This window comes from Glycomyces dulcitolivorans (genome assembly GCF_003265355.1).
Taxonomy (GTDB): Bacteria; Actinomycetota; Actinomycetes; order Mycobacteriales; family Micromonosporaceae; genus Glycomyces; species Glycomyces dulcitolivorans.
Genome location: NZ_QFRW01000302.1, coordinates 13,008 through 27,469, shown reverse-complemented (window position 1 = coordinate 27,469; position 14,462 = coordinate 13,008). Strand labels below are relative to the sequence as shown.

Sequence of the window (14,462 nt, the reverse complement as noted above, 5' to 3'; positions counted from 1 at the left end):
CTGCTCGCGGCCGGCCTCGGGTTCGGGGTCCTGCCGCTGGCGGCGGCGCCGTTCGGGCCGCTGTGGACGCTCGCCGCGCTGGCGGCGGCCGGCGCCGCGTGGGCGGTGGCGCTCCTGCGCTACCGGACCAGGATCTAAGAGGGGAACACCGTGGCAGCCAACTACACCGAGGTCTTCCAGGACCCGACCGCGGTTGAGAAGTACGCCGAGCGCACGTACGCGCCGGGGACCTTCTCGTCGATCGTGTCGAGCCGCCAGGCGGGCTGGCTGCGCGGCTTCGTGCCGCACGCGTTCGGGATGCCGCCGGTGCACCACGACTTCGCCTGCGGCACGGGCAGGGTCGCGCGGATGCTCGCGGGCCTGGTGTCGGTGTCGCACGGCTACGACACGTCGGAGGCGATGCTCCAGAAGGGCCGCGAGCTGGGCACGCCCGGGCACGCGCACCTGGTGGCGCCGGGCCTGGCGGTGCCGGAGCCGGACGAGACGCGCCCGCGCCTGGTGACGGCGTTCCGGTTCGTCCTCAACGTGGACCTGCACCTGCGCGACCAGCTCATGGACTTCGCGTCGATGGCGCTGCCGGACCCCGACGCGGGTCTGCTGCTGGTGGAGAACCACGGGAACGCGACCTCGCTGCGGCACCTGCGCAAGACGTTCGGGCGCCTGGACGCGCACACGTGGTTCCAGGAGCTGTCGCACGAGGAGATGGCGGAGCTGTTCGACCGGCACGGGTTCGACCTGGTCGGCATGCAGGGCTTCACGATGTTCACGCAGGGCTGCTACCGCCGGCCGTGGATCTGGGCGGCGAAGGCCGCCGACTCGGCGCTGTGCTCGCCGATGTCGAAGTGGGCCACGGACGTCGTCTACATCGCCCGCAGGCGCTAGACCTGTTCCACAGTGGCCGCCGGGCGCCGTTCGGCGGCCAGCGGCCGTTTCAGGGCCTCCTTCGGCGCTCTTTCGCGGCCTCGGCGAGGAGCCGGAGCGCTTCGGGGAGGTCGTCGCGCAGGTACCGTCTCGCGAGGCGCCGCGGCTCGGAGCACATCCGGAACAGCCATTCGGTGCCGGTGCGCTGCATCCACTTCGGGGCGCGGCGGCGGTATCCGGCGATGAAGTCGATGCTCGCGCCGCAGCCGAGGAGCCACGCCCTGGGGACGGCGGCCCGCAGGCGCACGCACACGTGCTCCTGCTTCGGGAAGCCCAGTCCGACGTAGATCAGGTCGGGGGCGGCGGCCTGGACGCGTTCGACCAGGGCGCGCCACTGCGACTCGTCGCGGTCGAAGCCCATCGGCGGGCACCAGGCGCCGACCACTTTCAGGCCCGGGAAGCGCGCTTCGAGGATCCGCGCGGCGCGCTCGGTCGGGCGCGCGGCGCCGTCGGGGGTGCCGCCGAGGAGCGCGATGCGCAGGCCCCGTTCGGAAGCGGCCGCTGACAGGCTCCACACCAGGTCCGAACCCGCGACGCGCTCGGGCAGCGGCGTGCCGGCGACCCGGGACGCCCACACCAGGGGCGCGCCGTCTGCGGTGACGAGGTCGGAGGCGTCGATGATCGTGCGCAGTTCGCGGCTGCGGCGCGCGGCGGCGACGATGTCCACGTTCGGGGTGACGATCTGCCCGCCGCGGCCGGCGTCGATCGCGTCCAGCACCCGCGCGACCGCCGCGGCCCCGGTGACCGGGTCGATGCCGATGCCGCCCAAGCGGATTCGTGGGGTAGGTCGGCCGGTCGCGCTCGCGGCGCGCGCAGGGCCCAAGCGCTCCATGACATCAGACGCTAGAGCCCGGCGCGCGGTTTTCCGGGATTTTTCGCCTCAGGGCGTGTCTTCGACCCCACCCCGGATCGTTATAGGGGTCATCAGCGGCAGCACGAGGGTGAGCGAGGGTTCAGTGAGCTGGAGAACGGCCGAGCAGTCCGAGCAGTCCGAGAACCGCGTCAAAGTGGTCTTCATCGGGGGCCTGGGCCGCTCCGGCACCACGCTCCTGGAGCGTCTGCTGGGGCAGCTGCCCGGGGTCGTCCCGCTCGGCGAGATCACCCACCTGTGGGAGCGGGACCTGGTCGGCAACGAGATGTGCGCGTGCGGGGCGACGTTCTCGCACTGCGAGTTCTGGCAGCGCATCGGCGACCGCGCGTTCGGGTCCTGGGAGAACGTCGACGTCGAGCGGCTCAACGCCCTGAAGGCCACCGTGGACCGCACCCGGCACATCCCGGCGCTCGCCGCGAAGAAGCTCGCGCCCGCGCAGCACCAGCTCGTCACCGAGTACGCCGAGTACTTCGAGAAGATCTACGAGGCGGCCGCGAAGGACACGCGGGCGCAGGTCGTCGTCGACTCCTCCAAGCACGCGTCGCTCGCGTACTGCCTGCGCTGGTCACCCAAGATCGACCTGCGGGTCATGCACGTCGTGCGCGACTCGCGCGGCGTCGCCTACTCGTGGACCAAGCAGGTGCGCCGGCCCGAGTCGCCCACGGGCGACCAGATGACCCGCTACTCCCCCGCGAAGGCCGCGATGCTGTGGAACGCGCAGAACGCCGCGTTCAGCCTCCTGGCCCGCCGCGGGGTCCCGGTGCGGCGGGTGAGGTACGAGCGGATCATCCAGCGCCCCAGGCGCGTCATCGCCTCGCTCGCGCGGTTCTGCGGGCTCGACCTGGTCGAGTCGGACCTGAACTACATCGGCGACGGCTGGGCCGACCTGGGCCCGAGCCACTCGGCGGCGGGCAACCCGATGCGGTTCACCGTGGGGCGCATCCCGATCTTCCCCGACGAGGCGTGGACCGAGGACCTCTCGGACGGCACCCGCCGGATGGTTTCGACGCTGACGCGGCCTCTTCTGGGCAGATACGGGTACCTCAATGAAGATGAGGCCCCTGTGGAGGACCCGGCACGCGAAGAGGTGAGCGCCCGTGACTGACTGGCCCTCCGTCGGGGTCGTCATCCCGACGCACGACCGCCCCCAGCAGATGCGGGCCGCCCTGCGGTCCGTGCTCACCCAGTTCTACCCCGGTGAACTCGAAGTCGTCGTGGTCTTCGACCGCGCCAAGCCGAGCCCGGGCCTCGAAGACGAGCTCAACGAGGGCACCGATATCAAGCGGCCGGTGCGGGTGGTCAGGAACGAGCGCACCCCCGGCCTGGCCGGGGCCCGCAACACCGGGATCACCGCCGTCGAGACCGACCTGGTCGCGTTCCTCGACGACGACGACGAATGGCTCCCCGGGAAGCTCGCCGCGCAGGTCGCGGCCCTGGGCACCGAGGCCGAGCTGTGCACCACCGCGATCGAGGTCGACTACCGCGGCAGGCGGAACGCGCGGCTCGCGCAGAAGTCCACGGTCCGCCACGTCGACCTGCTCCGGTCGCGGATGATGATGCTCCACTCCTCGACGTTCCTGTTCCGCCGCTCGGCGCTCCTGGGCGGGCTCGGGCTCGTCGCCGAGGACGCGCCCGGCAGCCAGAACGAGGACTGGGACATGCTCCTGCGCGCCTCGCGGCGCCGCCCGATCGCGCACGTCGACATCCCGTACGCGCTCGTGAACTGGGCCGGGTCGCACTTCGAGACCCGCTGGGACACCAAGATCTCCTCGCTGCGGTGGATCCTCGACCGCCACCCCGAGATCCACGGCAGCCCCGAGGGCGCCGCCCGCGTCTACGGGCAGATCGCGTGCTGGCACGCGGCGATCGGCGACCGCAAGGAGGCCCTGCGGTGGGCCCTGCGCGCCACGAAAGCGAACCCGGGAGAACCGCGCGCCGCGGTCGCCGCCGCAGCAGCGGCGGGCATCGTCGGCGTCCCCGCGGTCATGGCGGCGCTCCACAGGAGAGGCCGCGGCATCTGAAGCCAAAAGGGAACGGCCCCGGAACCTCGCGGTTCCGGGGCCGTTCGCCTAGAGCGGCAAAGAGGGACTAGCCCTTCTTGCGGAGCTCCTCTTCGTTCCGGTGCAGGTCGTCGAGACCACCGCACATGAAGAACGCCTGCTCGGGGAAGTGGTCGTACTCGCCCTCGGAGATCTTCTTGAAGGCCTCGACCGTCTCCTTGACGGGGACGAACGAGCCCTCGACGCCGGTGAACTGCTTCGCCGCGAACGTGTTCTGCGACAGGAAGCGCTCGATGCGGCGCGCCCGGCCCACGACGAGGCGGTCCTCTTCGGACAGCTCGTCCATGCCGAGGATCGCGATGATGTCCTGAAGCTCGTTGTACTTCTGGAGGATCTGCTTCACCGTCGAGGCGACCGCGTAGTGCTCGGCGCCGACGACCTCGGGCTCCAGGATGCGGGAGTTCGAGGCCAGCGGGTCGATCGCCGGGTAGATGCCCTTGTCGGAGATCTTCCGCTCCAGGTTCGTCGTCGCGTCAAGGTGCGTGAACGCGGTGAACGGCGCCGGGTCGGTGTAGTCGTCCGCGGGGACGTACACGGCCTGCATCGAGGTGATGGCCTTGCCGCGCAGCGAGGTGATGCGCTCCTGGAGCTCGCCCATCTCGTCGGCGAGGGTCGGCTGGTAGCCCACGGCCGAGGGCATGCGGCCCAGCAGCGCGGAGGTCTCCGAACCGGCCTGCGTGAACCGGAAGATGTTGTCGATGAAGAGCAGCACCTCCTGGTTCTTGACGTCGCGGAAGTACTCGGCCATCGTCAGGGCCGACAGGGCGACGCGCAGACGCACGCCCGGCGGCTCGTCCATCTGGCCGTAGACCAGCGAGGTCTTCTCCAGAACCCCGGCCTCGGCCATTTCGGCGATGAGGTCGTTGCCCTCACGGGTGCGCTCGCCGACACCGGCGAACACCGACGAACCGCCGAAGTTCTGGGCGACGCGGATGATCATCTCCTGGATGAGCACCGTCTTGCCCACGCCGGCGCCGCCGAACAGGCCGATCTTGCCGCCCTTGACGTACGGGGCGAGCAGGTCGATGGCCTTGATGCCGGTCTCCAGCATCTCGGTCTTCGGCTCCAGCTGCGCGAACGCCGGGGCGTGGCGGTGGATCTCCCAGTAGTCGTCGGCTTCGAGCGTCTGGCCCTCTTCGAGGTTCAGGCACTCGCCGAGGACGTTGAAGACCTTGCCCTTGATGCCGTCGCCGACGGGCACCTTGATCTGCGAACCGGTGTCGCGGACCTCGGCGCCGCGGACGAGGCCGTCCGTCGGCGCCATGCAGATGCCGCGGATCTGGCTGTCGCCCAGGTGCTGGGCCACTTCCAGGGTCAGCGTCTTCGGGCTCTCGCCGTAGGTCACGTCAACGTGGAGTGCGTTGAAGATCGCCGGGATGGCGTTTCGCGGGAACTCGACGTCGACGACGGGCCCGATGACCCGTACGACGCGCCCCACTCCTTGGGTGTCAGTCATCGTTACTCTCTTCCTGCGGCGGAAAGGGCACTGGCCCCGCCCACGATTTCGCTGATCTCCTGCGTGATCGCCGCCTGCCGCGCCGCGTTCGCGCTCCGCCGCAGGGTCTTGATCAATTCATCGGCATTGTCCGAAGCCGCCTTCATGGCCCGGCGCTTGGACGCCAGTTCACTCGCCGCCGAATCGATCAACGCCGCGTAGATGCGGGTCGTCAGATACTTCGGCAGCAGCGCGTCGAGCAGCGCCTCCGGGTTCGGCTCGAACTCGTAGTCCGGGAGGAGGATGTGCTCGTCGAGCTCCTCTTCCTCCACCTCTTCGACTTCGAGGGGAGCCAGTTGCCGCGGCTCGGGGGTCTGCGTCAGCAGCGAGACGAACTTGGTGTGGACGATGTGCAGCTCGTCGACCCCAAGGATACCGTCGGCACCCGCGTCGTCACCATCGTCGTCGGCGCCGGACATGAACGCCGCGAGCAGCGTCCGGGTGATCTCCTGCGCGTCCGAGACCTTCGGGAGCTGGGAGAACCCGGTCCACGACTGCTGGATCGCGCGGGAGCGGAACCGGTAGTAGTCCACGCCTTTGCGGCCGACCACGTACAGGACCGGGACCTTGCCCTCCTCGGACAGGCGCGTGATCAGCTGCTCGGCGGTGCGGATGGCGTTCGCGTTGTACGCGCCGCACATCCCCTTGTCGGCAGTGACCACGAGCACGCCCGCGCGGCGGACGTTCGCCCGCGGCTGGAGCAGCGGGTGGTTGATCGACGCGTTCGACGCCAGAGACGTCATCACGCTCGTCATCGCCCGCGCGTACGGCAGTGAAGCCGCGACCCGCTCCTGCGCCCTGGAGATCCGGCTGGTGGCGACCAGCTCCTGCGCCTTGGTGATCTTCTTGATGGACTGGGTCGACTTCAGCCGCTTACGCAAGGTACGAAGCTGCGCTGACATGGCTAACCCTTCTTGACGCGCTTGACGGTCTCGACGTCGACGTCGCCCTCAAGGGCGTCCTCGGCGATGTCGGTCACGTGCAGGTCGTCGACGTTGGCCTTGAACATCTGCTTGAACTTGGCGACGGCGCGCTTGAGGGTGTCCTCGATGTCGCCCGAGACCTTGTCCTTGCCCGCGTTGAGCTGGGCGACGACGTCCTTGTGGTTGGCGCGCATGTAGGTCAGGAACTCGCTCTCGAACCGGCGCACCTCCCCGACGGGGATGTCGTCGAGCTCGCCGGCGGTCCCGGCCCAGATCGAGATGGTCTCCTCGCCCATCGGGTACGGCGCGGCCACACCCTGCTTGAGGAGCTCGACCATGCGCAGACCGCGGTCCAGCTGCGCGCGCGACGCGGCGTCCAGGTCGGACGCGAAGGCGGCGAACGCCTCCAGGTCGCGGTACTGGGCCAGGTCCAGACGCAGGGAGCCCGCGACGGAGCGCATGCCCTTGGTCTGCGCGGCGCCGCCGACACGCGACACCGAGGTGCCGACGTTGATCGCCGGGCGCACGCCCGAGTTGAACAGGCCCTCTTCGAGGTAGACCTGGCCGTCGGTGATCGAGATGACGTTGGTCGGGATGAACTGCGAGATGTCGCCGGCCTTGGTCTCGATGATCGGCAGACCGGTCATCGAGCCGCCGCCCAGCTCGTCCGACAGCTTCGCGCAGCGCTCCAGCAGACGGGAGTGCAGGTAGAAGACGTCGCCGGGGAAGGCCTCGCGGCCCGGGGGACGACGCAGCAGCAGCGACACGGTGCGGTACGCCTCGGCCTGCTTCGACAGGTCGTCGAAGACGATGAGGACGTGCTTGCCGCCGTACATCCAGTGCTGGCCGATGGCCGAACCGGTGTAGGGGGCCAGGTACTTCAAGCCCGCCGGCTCGTCGGCATTCGCCGCGACGATGGTGGTGTACTCCATCGCCCCGTGCTCTTCGAGCATGCCCTTGATGCCCGCGACGGTGGAGCCCTTCTGGCCGACCGCGACGTAGATGCAGCGCAGCTGCTTGTTCGGGTCGCCGGACTCCCAGTTCGCGCGCTGGTTGATGATCGTGTCGATCGCGACCTGCGTCTTGCCGGTCTTGCGGTCGCCGATGATCAGCTGGCGCTGGCCGCGGCCGATGGGGGTCATCGCGTCGATGGCCTTGATGCCGGTCTCGACCGGCTCGAACACCGACTGGCGGTTGATGACGTTCGGGGCCTGGGCTTCGAGCTCGCGCTCGCCCTCGGCCTCGATCGGGCCGAGGTCGTCGATGGGGTTGCCCAGGGCGTCGACGACGCGGCCCAGGAACTTGTCGCCGACCGGCACCGAGAGGACCTTGCCGGTCCGCTTGACGGGCTGGCCCTCGCCGACCTTGGTCGGGTCGCCGAGGAGCACGGCGCCGATCTCGCGCACGTCGAGGTTCAGAGCGAGGCCCATGACGCCGCCCTCGAACTCCAGGAGCTCGGAGGCCATGACGGAGGGCAGGCCCTCGACGACGGCGATGCCGTCGCCGGCGCTGGTGACGGTACCGACCTCTTCGCGGGTGATCTCCGGCCGGTACGACGAGACGTACGCGTCGAGCGCGTTGCGGATCTCGTCAGAGGAGATGGTCAATTCAGCCATCTGAACGTTTCCCTTTCTGTTGCTACCGGCTGGATCAACGTCCGGCCAAGGCTTGGCGGGCTTCGTCGAGGCGGCGCGAGACGGAACCGTCCCACAGGTCCGAGCCGACTTGCACCCGGATGCCCCCGACGATCGCGGGGTCGACGGTGACCTTGAGCGCCACCGGGCGGCCGTAGACGAGGGTGAGCTTGGCGCCGAGCTGGCGCTCGCCGTTCTCGTCGAGCGGCCTGGCCACGGTCACGTAGGCCACGGACTCGTCGCGGGCCGCCGCGGCGGTCTCGACCAGGTAGGCCAGCGAGGCGTGGAAGCTGCGCCCGCCGATGCCGTGGCATGAGGCGGCCGCGAGCTTCACCGTCACCGGCTCGGCCTTGCCGGCGAGCAGCTGCTCGGTCAGCGCGGCCCGGCCCTTGGGGTCGGAGCCGGAGGCGCCGAGGACCGCGGCCAGCTCGGCGTCGCCGTCGACGAGCCGTCCGAAGCGGAACAGCTCGTCCTCGACGTTCGCCAGGCTGCCGTCCTTGCCGGCCGCGAGCAGCAGCGCCTCGACGCCGAGCTGCTCGGTGCCGTCCACGAGTTCGGACGGGCGGGGCCAGCGGCCGCGCACGAGCGCCGCGACCGCGTCAGCGGCGATGTCGCCGACTTGACCGCCGAGGAGCCCGCGGAACAGGCCCTCGCGGTCGCCCGCCTCGCGGGCGGGGTCGGACAGGGCGCGACGCAGCCGAGGCTGGTCGACGAGGAACCGCGTCACTCCCAGCAGCTGATCGCCGCACTCGGTGAGCTGCTCGGCCGAGGCGCTGGAGGCGGCCGCCTCCAGCACGACACGGCCGGCCTCGATGCTTTCGCGTCCAGTCGTCGACATCAGCGCGCTCCGCTCGTCTCGGCCGTCTCGTCCGCGATCTCCGCCAGGAACTGGTCGACGGTCGCGGTCGTGTCTGCGTCGCCGGCGAGGCGCTGGCCGATGATCTTCCCGGCCAGGTCCACGGCCAGGTTGCCGACCTCGCTGCGCAGCTCGCGGATGAGCTGCTGGCGCGAGGCCTCGGCCTGGGCGTGGCCGGCCGCGATGATGCGGTTGGCCTCTTCGCGGGCGGAGACGAGGATCTCCTCCTTGCCGGCCTCGGCGGTCGCGCGGGCCTCGTCGCGGATCGCCGCGGCCTCCTCCTGCGCGGTCGCGAGCTTCCGGCGGTACTCCTCCAGCGTCTGGTTGGCCTCTTCTTGAGCCCGCTCAGCGCGCTCGATGCCGCCTTCGATCGCGTCCACTCGTGCCTCGAACGTCTTCTCCATGCGGGGGAAGACGAACTTGATGAGCACGAAGCACAGCAGACCGAAGGCGATCGCCCCGACCAGCATTTCCTGCCAGATCGGGAAGAGGATGGCTGCCCCTCCTTCGGCGGCGTGAATCATGATGACTCCCTTGAAGGGTTAACTAGTTGCCGCCGCCGACGGCGAAGGCGAGAACGAGGCCGAACAGCGCCAGCACCTCGACGAGGGCGAAGCCCATGAACAGCATCGGGCGGGTGATGCCGGCCGACTCGGGCTGGCGGGCGGTGGCGGTGATCCACGCGGCGAAGATGAGGGCAACACCGATACCGGGGCCGATCGCAGCGAGGCCGTAACCGATGACGTTGACGGAGCCTTCCATCTGGCTTTCTCCTAGGTGTCAGCGTGGCGTGACCGTCACGCGCACGATGTTGTTCAATTGCGAAATCTCTGGGTGAGGGGTGGAAGTTCTCGGGAGCTTCTAGTGCTCTTCCGCGAGGGACCCCTGGATGTACATGCCCGTCAGCAGCGTGAAGACGTACGCCTGGAGCAGGATGACGATGAGCTCGAACATGGTCATCGCGATGCCCATGCCGAACGAGAAGATCGACAGGCCCTGGATGAAGAAGTTGCTGGAGTTCAGCATCTCGAACCCGCCGAGGATGAACACCAGCAGGATGAGGTGGCCGGCGAACATGTTCGCGAACAGCCGCAGGGCGAGCGTGACGGGCCGCAGGATGATGTTCTGGAGGATCTCGATCGGGATCAGCAGCGGGTAGATGAACAGCGGGGCGCCCGGGGGCACCACGGTGATCTTCAGCCACTTGACGAGGCCGTGGGTCTTGATGCCGACCCAGACGTACATGATCCAGGAGAGGACCGCCAGCATCAGCGGGAACGCGATGTGCGCGTTCGGGGAGATCTGGATGCCGGGCACGATGGCCCAGAAGTTCATCAGGACGATGAACAGGAACAGCGTCGCGAGGTACGGGGCGAAGCGCACGCCGTCCTTCTTGCCCATCAGGTCGATGGCGACGGTGTTCCGAATGAAGCCGTAAGCCGATTCGGCCATCCACTGCTTCTTGGTGGGAACGATCTGCGGCTTGCGGTAGGCCCACAGGAAGAAGACGACGAGAATGGCGACCGTCAACCAGACGCCGAGCGTGATCGTGGTGAACACGTGGGCGAGCGCGGTTCCGGTGAGCCCGGAGAACCAGTCGGCAAAGTCAAAGCTGTGGATACCGGGCGGGAAGTGGGACTCCCCTTCGGCCAGCACGATGGCTGAGTCGGTCACGCGAGCCACGCCTCTCAGTCAGTGTCGGTCAAAACTACGGCGACATCTGCTTGATGAGCAGGTACATTCCCGCTCCAGCACCGACTAGCATCCCTACCAGGAGCCCGACTTTGGGCAGTCCGAGCCACAGGTCGACGAGATATCCGAGACCACCCCAGACGATGATCCCGGACAGCAGATATCCCAGAGCGCGCCAGCCCATGTCAGAACCGTCAGGCTGGGGCTTGCGTTCGGGGGGTTCCATGTCGGCCATGTCGGAATGAACTCTAACAGCTACTACGCAGGAACTGCCCAGCGGGTTCGCTGAGATGAGCGCCATCGGTGCGGAATTGTCAACCTCCAAGAAACACCGCGTGTCGCGGTGGTGGAGGCGTCAAGAACGCGTCAAGAACCCTGGTTCAGTTCGATGTACGGGATCTTCGCCTTATAAGCCCAGACAGCCTGGGTCGCGAGCCACGCGACCGCTCCGCCGACGATCCCGCAGGCGAAGGGGAGGAGGGCATCGGGGACCGTCGATTGGACCGTCCACAATGCAATGAACGCGATCGACAGCTTCACCGCATATGTGATCAAAGCCATAGGCAGAGTGAGACGCAGGTCAATCTTCTCGGCTGCGGCGACCGCCTGCACCGAGCCTGCGAAACCCAAGGCGGCCAACGCTACTCCTGCCGGAGCCGCCCACGCCCCGGTCCCCCCGGCGGCGATCCAGCCGGCCACCGCCGCGACGACCGCCGCGATCCCCGCGACGGCGAAGCACGGCTTCAGGAACCCTCTGGCGGTCTTCACGCGTCCCCTTCGAGGGCGGCCGCGACGGGCTTGAGCGCGGCCTCCAGCTGGTCGGCGATCCGCGCGTACTCGGTGCGGCTCATCCCCCACGGGTCGTCCAGGTCGGCCGCCTCGTAGTCGTCGCGGCGCAGCTCGGCCAGCGCCACGAGCGCCTTGCCGCGCTCGTGCACGTCGCCTTCGGGCAGCTCGCCGGCGACGTCGGCGGCGATGCGCCCGAAGGTGCGGACGAGGAACGTCTTGCCGGAGGCCTCGGGGTAGGACTCGCCGACGAAGTCGAGGTGCCCGGTGGTGGCGACCAGGATCAGGTCGGAGGCCTCGATCTGGGCGCGGGTGAGGTGCCGGGCGCCGTGCCCGGCGGGCTCGTAGCCGCGGTCCTCCAGTTCGCGCGCGGAGAACGGCTGCATGTCGTCCCCCTCGTGCCACGCGGAGGTCCCGGCGCCGTGGTTGAACACGCCGTCGCCGGTGAGCCCGTCGAGGATGCGCTCGGACATCGGCGACCGGCAGATGTTGCCGGTGCACACGTGCAGGACCGAGAACGGGCTGCTCACGCCGAGGTCTCCTCGTCGGTCTTCTCTTCGGCGGCGTCGGCGACCGGCTCGGTCTCCTCGTCCGCTTCCTGGTCCTCGGGGCGCTGGCCGGGGCCGTAGCCGTCGCGGTCGAGCGTGTCGGGGACGATCTTGCGGATCTGCTCCAGCGTCAGGGCGCCTTCGCGCAGGACCTGCGGCGGGTGCGCGACGCAGTCGACGATGGTCGAGGGCAGGTTGTCCTCGCTGGGTCCGGCCTCCAGGTACACGGAGACGTCGGAGCCGAGCTGGGCCTTCGCGTCGGCGGCGGTCTCGGCCGGGGGCTGGCCGTGCTTGTTCGCGGACGACACGGCCATGGGGCCGGTCTCCTTGAGCAGTTCGAGCGCGAGCGGGTGCAGCGGCATGCGGACCGCGACGGTGCCGTCGGTGTCGCCGAGGTCCCAGGTCAGGGTCGGGGTGTAGGGCACGACCACGGTGAGCGGGCCGGGCCAGAACGCCTCGATGAGCTCCTTGGCGGAGTCGGGGATGTCGGAGGCGATGCCGTCGAGGGCGCGCTTCGAGCCGATGAGGACCGGCGGGGCCATGTCGCGCCCGCGGCCCTTGGCGGCGAGGAGCGCCTTCACGGCGGCGTGGTTGAACGCGTCACAGCCGATCCCGTAGACGGTGTCGGTGGGGATGACGACCAGGCGGCCGCCGGTGACGGCGCGCGCGGCGGACTTGATGCCGGTGGCGCGGTCCTTGATCTTCCTGCAATTGAACAGCCTCACGGCAGCAAGCCTAGCCTTCCTGTAGCGAACCTCGGCCGGCCGGCGAGGTCGTGGTGGTCCTCGGCATCGGTGAACCCGCTGACGCGGAGGATCTCCGGGGCGACGGTGCCGTGGGTGTCGTCGTGCTCGAACCCGAACCAGCCGCCGGGCCTGAGCCAGCGCGAGGCGCGCATGGTGAGCGGCTGGATGACGGCGAGCCCGGCCTCGGCGGCGTAGACGGCCCCGCTCGGGTCGAATTCGACCTCGGGGGCGACTTCGATCTCGAACGGCACGTACGGCGGGTTCGCGGTGACGAGGTCGACCTGGCCGTCGAGTTCGGCGAGCGTGCCGGGGACGACGGCGTCGGCGAGGACGGGGACCGCGCCGGTGCCCTCCAGGTTCGATTCGAGCCATTCGAAGGCGTCGGGGTCGACCTCGACGGCCCAGACGCGGGCGTCGGGCCGTTCGGTGGCGATCGAGTACGCGACGGCTCCCGAACCGGAGCAGGCGTCGATCACGGTGCCGCCTTTCGGCAGGTGCTCCAGGGCCCAGTCGACGAGGAGCTCGGTCTCGGGCCGGGGCACGAACACGCCGGGTCCGACCGCGAGTTCGCCGTAGCGGAACGCGGCGGAGCCGGTGAGGTGCTGGAGCGGTTCGCGGGTGGCGCGGCGCTCGACGAGGGCGTCGAACTCGGCGCGGCGGGCCGCGTCGGGTCCGTCCGCGATGAGCAGCTGGGCGCGCTTGAGTCCGGAGACGTGGGCGGCGAGCAGCTCGGCGTCGACCCTGGGGGAGGCGACCCCGGCCGCCGCGAGTCGGTTCGCGGCGGCGGCGACCGCTTCGGCCCAGGTCACTCGGACCCGCGGGCCATGCGGTCGGCGCGGTCGGCGGCGGCGAGGGCGTCGAGGACCTCGTCGAGGGAGCCGTCCATGACCTGGTCGAGGTTGTACGCGGTGAAGCCGATGCGGTGGTCGGTGAGCCGGTTCTGCGGGAAGTTGTAGGTGCGGATGCGCTCGGAGCGGTCGGCGGTGCGCACCTGGAGGAGCCTCGCGGCGCCGGCCGCGGCGGCGGCCTCCTCCTGCTGCTTGGCGAGGAGGCGGGCGCGCAGGACCTTGATCGCGGCCTCCTTGTTCTGGAGCTGGCTCTTCTCGTTCTGCGAGGTCACGACCACGCCGGTGGGGACGTGGGTGAGGCGCACGGCGGAGTCGGTGGTGTTGACGGACTGGCCGCCGGGGCCGGAGGACCGGTACACGTCGACGCGGACGTCGTTCATGTTCAGCTCGAAGTCGACCTCTTCGGCCTCGGGCATGACCACGACCGCGGCCGCGGAGGTGTGCACGCGGCCCTGGGACTCGGTGACGGGCACGCGCTGGACGCGGTGGACGCCGCCCTCGAACTTCATGCGCGACCACACGCCGTTGCCGCCTTCGGGGTTCCCCTTGGTGCGCACGGCGATCGAGGAGTCCTTGATGCCGCCGAGGTCGGTGGGGACCATTTCGAGGGTCTCCACGGCGTAGCCCTGGCGCTCGAAGTAGCGCAGGTACATGCGCATGAGGTCGCCGGCGAACAGGCCGGACTCCTCGCCGCCCGCGCCGGCCTTGATCTCGATGATGACGTCCTTGGAGTCGTCGGGGTCGCGCGGGACCAGCAGCTCGGCGAGCTTCTCCTCCAGTTCGGGGATGCGCTTGCGAAGCCCCTCGGCCTCCTCCGCGAAGTCCGAGTCCTCCTTGGCGAGCTCCTCGGCGGTCTCCAGGTCGCCCTTGGCCGCCGCGATGTCCTCGGCGGTCTTGGCGATCGGGGACAGCTCGGCGTAGCGGCGGCCGACCCGCCGGGCCTGCGCCGGGTCGGCGTGCAGTGCGGGGTCGCCCATCTGGACTTCGAGGTCGCGGTACTCGGCGATGAGCATTTCCAGGCGGTTGTCGGCTGCGGTCGTCATCTCTGTTCCTTAAGAAGCGGGCCTTGCGAACGATCATGG

General features: G+C 69.6%; 17 protein-coding genes. 3 read left to right on the top strand and 14 right to left on the bottom strand.

Going from position 1 to position 14,462, the window contains the following annotated elements; all coding sequences use genetic code 11:
• The first annotated feature begins 150 nt into the window (after positions 1-150).
• Positions 151-882 carry a class I SAM-dependent methyltransferase gene (locus tag DI269_RS21040; RefSeq protein WP_112139470.1) on the top strand — a complete coding sequence of 244 codons (732 nt, stop codon included), beginning with the start codon at positions 151-153 and terminating at the stop codon, positions 880-882.
• 49 nt (positions 883-931) lie between these two features.
• Here DI269_RS21040 and DI269_RS21035 read toward each other — a convergent pair whose 3' ends face one another.
• Complete coding sequence (locus DI269_RS21035) at positions 932-1,753, bottom strand: WecB/TagA/CpsF family glycosyltransferase (protein ID WP_112139468.1); 822 nt, start codon at positions 1,751-1,753, stop codon at positions 932-934.
• 124 nt (positions 1,754-1,877) lie between these two features.
• On the opposite strand from DI269_RS21035, the gene DI269_RS21030 reads away from it, so the two are divergent.
• Both DI269_RS21030 and DI269_RS21025 read left to right on the top strand, forming a co-directional pair.
• A complete protein-coding gene (locus DI269_RS21030) occupies positions 1,878-2,897 on the top strand; it encodes a sulfotransferase (RefSeq protein ID WP_232822849.1) in 1,020 nt (339 codons plus the stop codon).
• Positions 2,890-3,813 carry a glycosyltransferase family 2 protein gene (locus tag DI269_RS21025; RefSeq protein WP_112139464.1) on the top strand — a complete coding sequence of 308 codons (924 nt, stop codon included), beginning with the start codon at positions 2,890-2,892 and terminating at the stop codon, positions 3,811-3,813. The genes DI269_RS21030 and DI269_RS21025 overlap by 8 nt, the downstream gene beginning before the upstream one ends.
• Before the next feature lie 67 nt (positions 3,814-3,880).
• On the opposite strand, the gene atpD is transcribed toward DI269_RS21025, so the two are convergent.
• From atpD to prfA, 13 genes are all read right to left on the bottom strand, one after another.
• Entirely contained in the window at positions 3,881-5,308 is a 1,428-nt protein-coding gene (atpD, locus tag DI269_RS21020) for a F0F1 ATP synthase subunit beta (RefSeq protein WP_112139462.1), read from the bottom strand.
• Positions 5,309-5,310: 2 nt separating this feature from the next.
• Positions 5,311-6,249 carry a F0F1 ATP synthase subunit gamma gene (locus tag DI269_RS21015; RefSeq protein WP_112139460.1) on the bottom strand — a complete coding sequence of 313 codons (939 nt, stop codon included), beginning with the start codon at positions 6,247-6,249 and terminating at the stop codon, positions 5,311-5,313.
• Positions 6,250-6,251: 2 nt separating this feature from the next.
• The gene (gene atpA / locus DI269_RS21010) at positions 6,252-7,886 is read right to left on the bottom strand and encodes a F0F1 ATP synthase subunit alpha (RefSeq protein ID WP_112139458.1); all 1,635 of its coding nucleotides are present in this window, start codon (positions 7,884-7,886) and stop codon (positions 6,252-6,254) included.
• Between the two features lie 34 nt (positions 7,887-7,920).
• On the bottom strand, positions 7,921-8,745 hold the full coding sequence (locus tag DI269_RS21005; RefSeq protein ID WP_408612320.1) for a F0F1 ATP synthase subunit delta: 825 nt from the start codon (positions 8,743-8,745) through the stop codon (positions 7,921-7,923).
• Entirely contained in the window at positions 8,742-9,284 is a 543-nt protein-coding gene (locus DI269_RS21000) for a F0F1 ATP synthase subunit B (RefSeq protein ID WP_112139454.1), read from the bottom strand. Before DI269_RS21000 ends, DI269_RS21005 begins: the two co-directional genes overlap by 4 nt.
• A 22-nt stretch (positions 9,285-9,306) precedes the next feature.
• Positions 9,307-9,522, bottom strand: a complete 216-nt coding sequence (locus DI269_RS20995) for an ATP synthase subunit c family protein (protein ID WP_112139452.1) — start codon at positions 9,520-9,522, stop codon at positions 9,307-9,309.
• 99 nt (positions 9,523-9,621) lie between these two features.
• Positions 9,622-10,434: a F0F1 ATP synthase subunit A gene (gene atpB / locus DI269_RS20990; RefSeq protein ID WP_112139450.1), complete on the bottom strand. Its 813-nt coding sequence runs from the start codon at positions 10,432-10,434 to the stop codon at positions 9,622-9,624.
• 34 nt (positions 10,435-10,468) lie between these two features.
• Positions 10,469-10,687, bottom strand: a complete 219-nt coding sequence (locus DI269_RS20985; RefSeq protein ID WP_091053281.1) for an AtpZ/AtpI family protein — start codon at positions 10,685-10,687, stop codon at positions 10,469-10,471.
• Positions 10,688-10,818: 131 nt separating this feature from the next.
• Positions 10,819-11,220 carry a hypothetical protein gene (locus DI269_RS20980; RefSeq protein WP_112139448.1) on the bottom strand — a complete coding sequence of 134 codons (402 nt, stop codon included), beginning with the start codon at positions 11,218-11,220 and terminating at the stop codon, positions 10,819-10,821.
• Positions 11,217-11,768, bottom strand: coding sequence for an arsenate reductase/protein-tyrosine-phosphatase family protein (locus DI269_RS20975; RefSeq protein ID WP_232822847.1), 552 nt, complete (start codon positions 11,766-11,768; stop codon positions 11,217-11,219). Before DI269_RS20975 ends, DI269_RS20980 begins: the two co-directional genes overlap by 4 nt.
• Positions 11,765-12,511, bottom strand: coding sequence for an L-threonylcarbamoyladenylate synthase (locus DI269_RS20970; protein WP_112139446.1), 747 nt, complete (start codon positions 12,509-12,511; stop codon positions 11,765-11,767). Before DI269_RS20970 ends, DI269_RS20975 begins: the two co-directional genes overlap by 4 nt.
• The gene (prmC, locus tag DI269_RS28405; RefSeq protein WP_232822846.1) at positions 12,508-13,341 is read right to left on the bottom strand and encodes a peptide chain release factor N(5)-glutamine methyltransferase; all 834 of its coding nucleotides are present in this window, start codon (positions 13,339-13,341) and stop codon (positions 12,508-12,510) included. The genes DI269_RS20970 and prmC overlap by 4 nt, the downstream gene beginning before the upstream one ends.
• Positions 13,338-14,423: a peptide chain release factor 1 gene (prfA, locus tag DI269_RS28400; RefSeq protein ID WP_232822845.1), complete on the bottom strand. Its 1,086-nt coding sequence runs from the start codon at positions 14,421-14,423 to the stop codon at positions 13,338-13,340. Before prfA ends, prmC begins: the two co-directional genes overlap by 4 nt.
• Positions 14,424-14,462: the final 39 nt, after the last annotated feature.

What these genes read in the sequence shown, in the direction of transcription:
- atpA (WP_112139458.1), bottom strand. Translation starts at nt 7,886, where the DNA reads ATGGCTGAATTGACCATCTCCTCTGACGAGATCCGCAACGCGCTCGAC.
- DI269_RS20995 (WP_112139452.1), bottom strand. Translation starts at nt 9,522, where the DNA reads ATGGAAGGCTCCGTCAACGTCATCGGTTACGGCCTCGCTGCGATCGGC.
- DI269_RS20985 (WP_091053281.1), bottom strand. Translation starts at nt 10,687, where the DNA reads ATGGCCGACATGGAACCCCCCGAACGCAAGCCCCAGCCTGACGGTTCT.
- DI269_RS21015 (WP_112139460.1), bottom strand. Translation starts at nt 6,249, where the DNA reads ATGTCAGCGCAGCTTCGTACCTTGCGTAAGCGGCTGAAGTCGACCCAG.
- DI269_RS21035 (WP_112139468.1), bottom strand. Translation starts at nt 1,753, where the DNA reads ATGGAGCGCTTGGGCCCTGCGCGCGCCGCGAGCGCGACCGGCCGACCT.
- prfA (WP_232822845.1), bottom strand. Translation starts at nt 14,423, where the DNA reads ATGACGACCGCAGCCGACAACCGCCTGGAAATGCTCATCGCCGAGTAC.
- DI269_RS21000 (WP_112139454.1), bottom strand. Translation starts at nt 9,284, where the DNA reads ATGATTCACGCCGCCGAAGGAGGGGCAGCCATCCTCTTCCCGATCTGG.
- atpD (WP_112139462.1), bottom strand. Translation starts at nt 5,308, where the DNA reads ATGACTGACACCCAAGGAGTGGGGCGCGTCGTACGGGTCATCGGGCCC.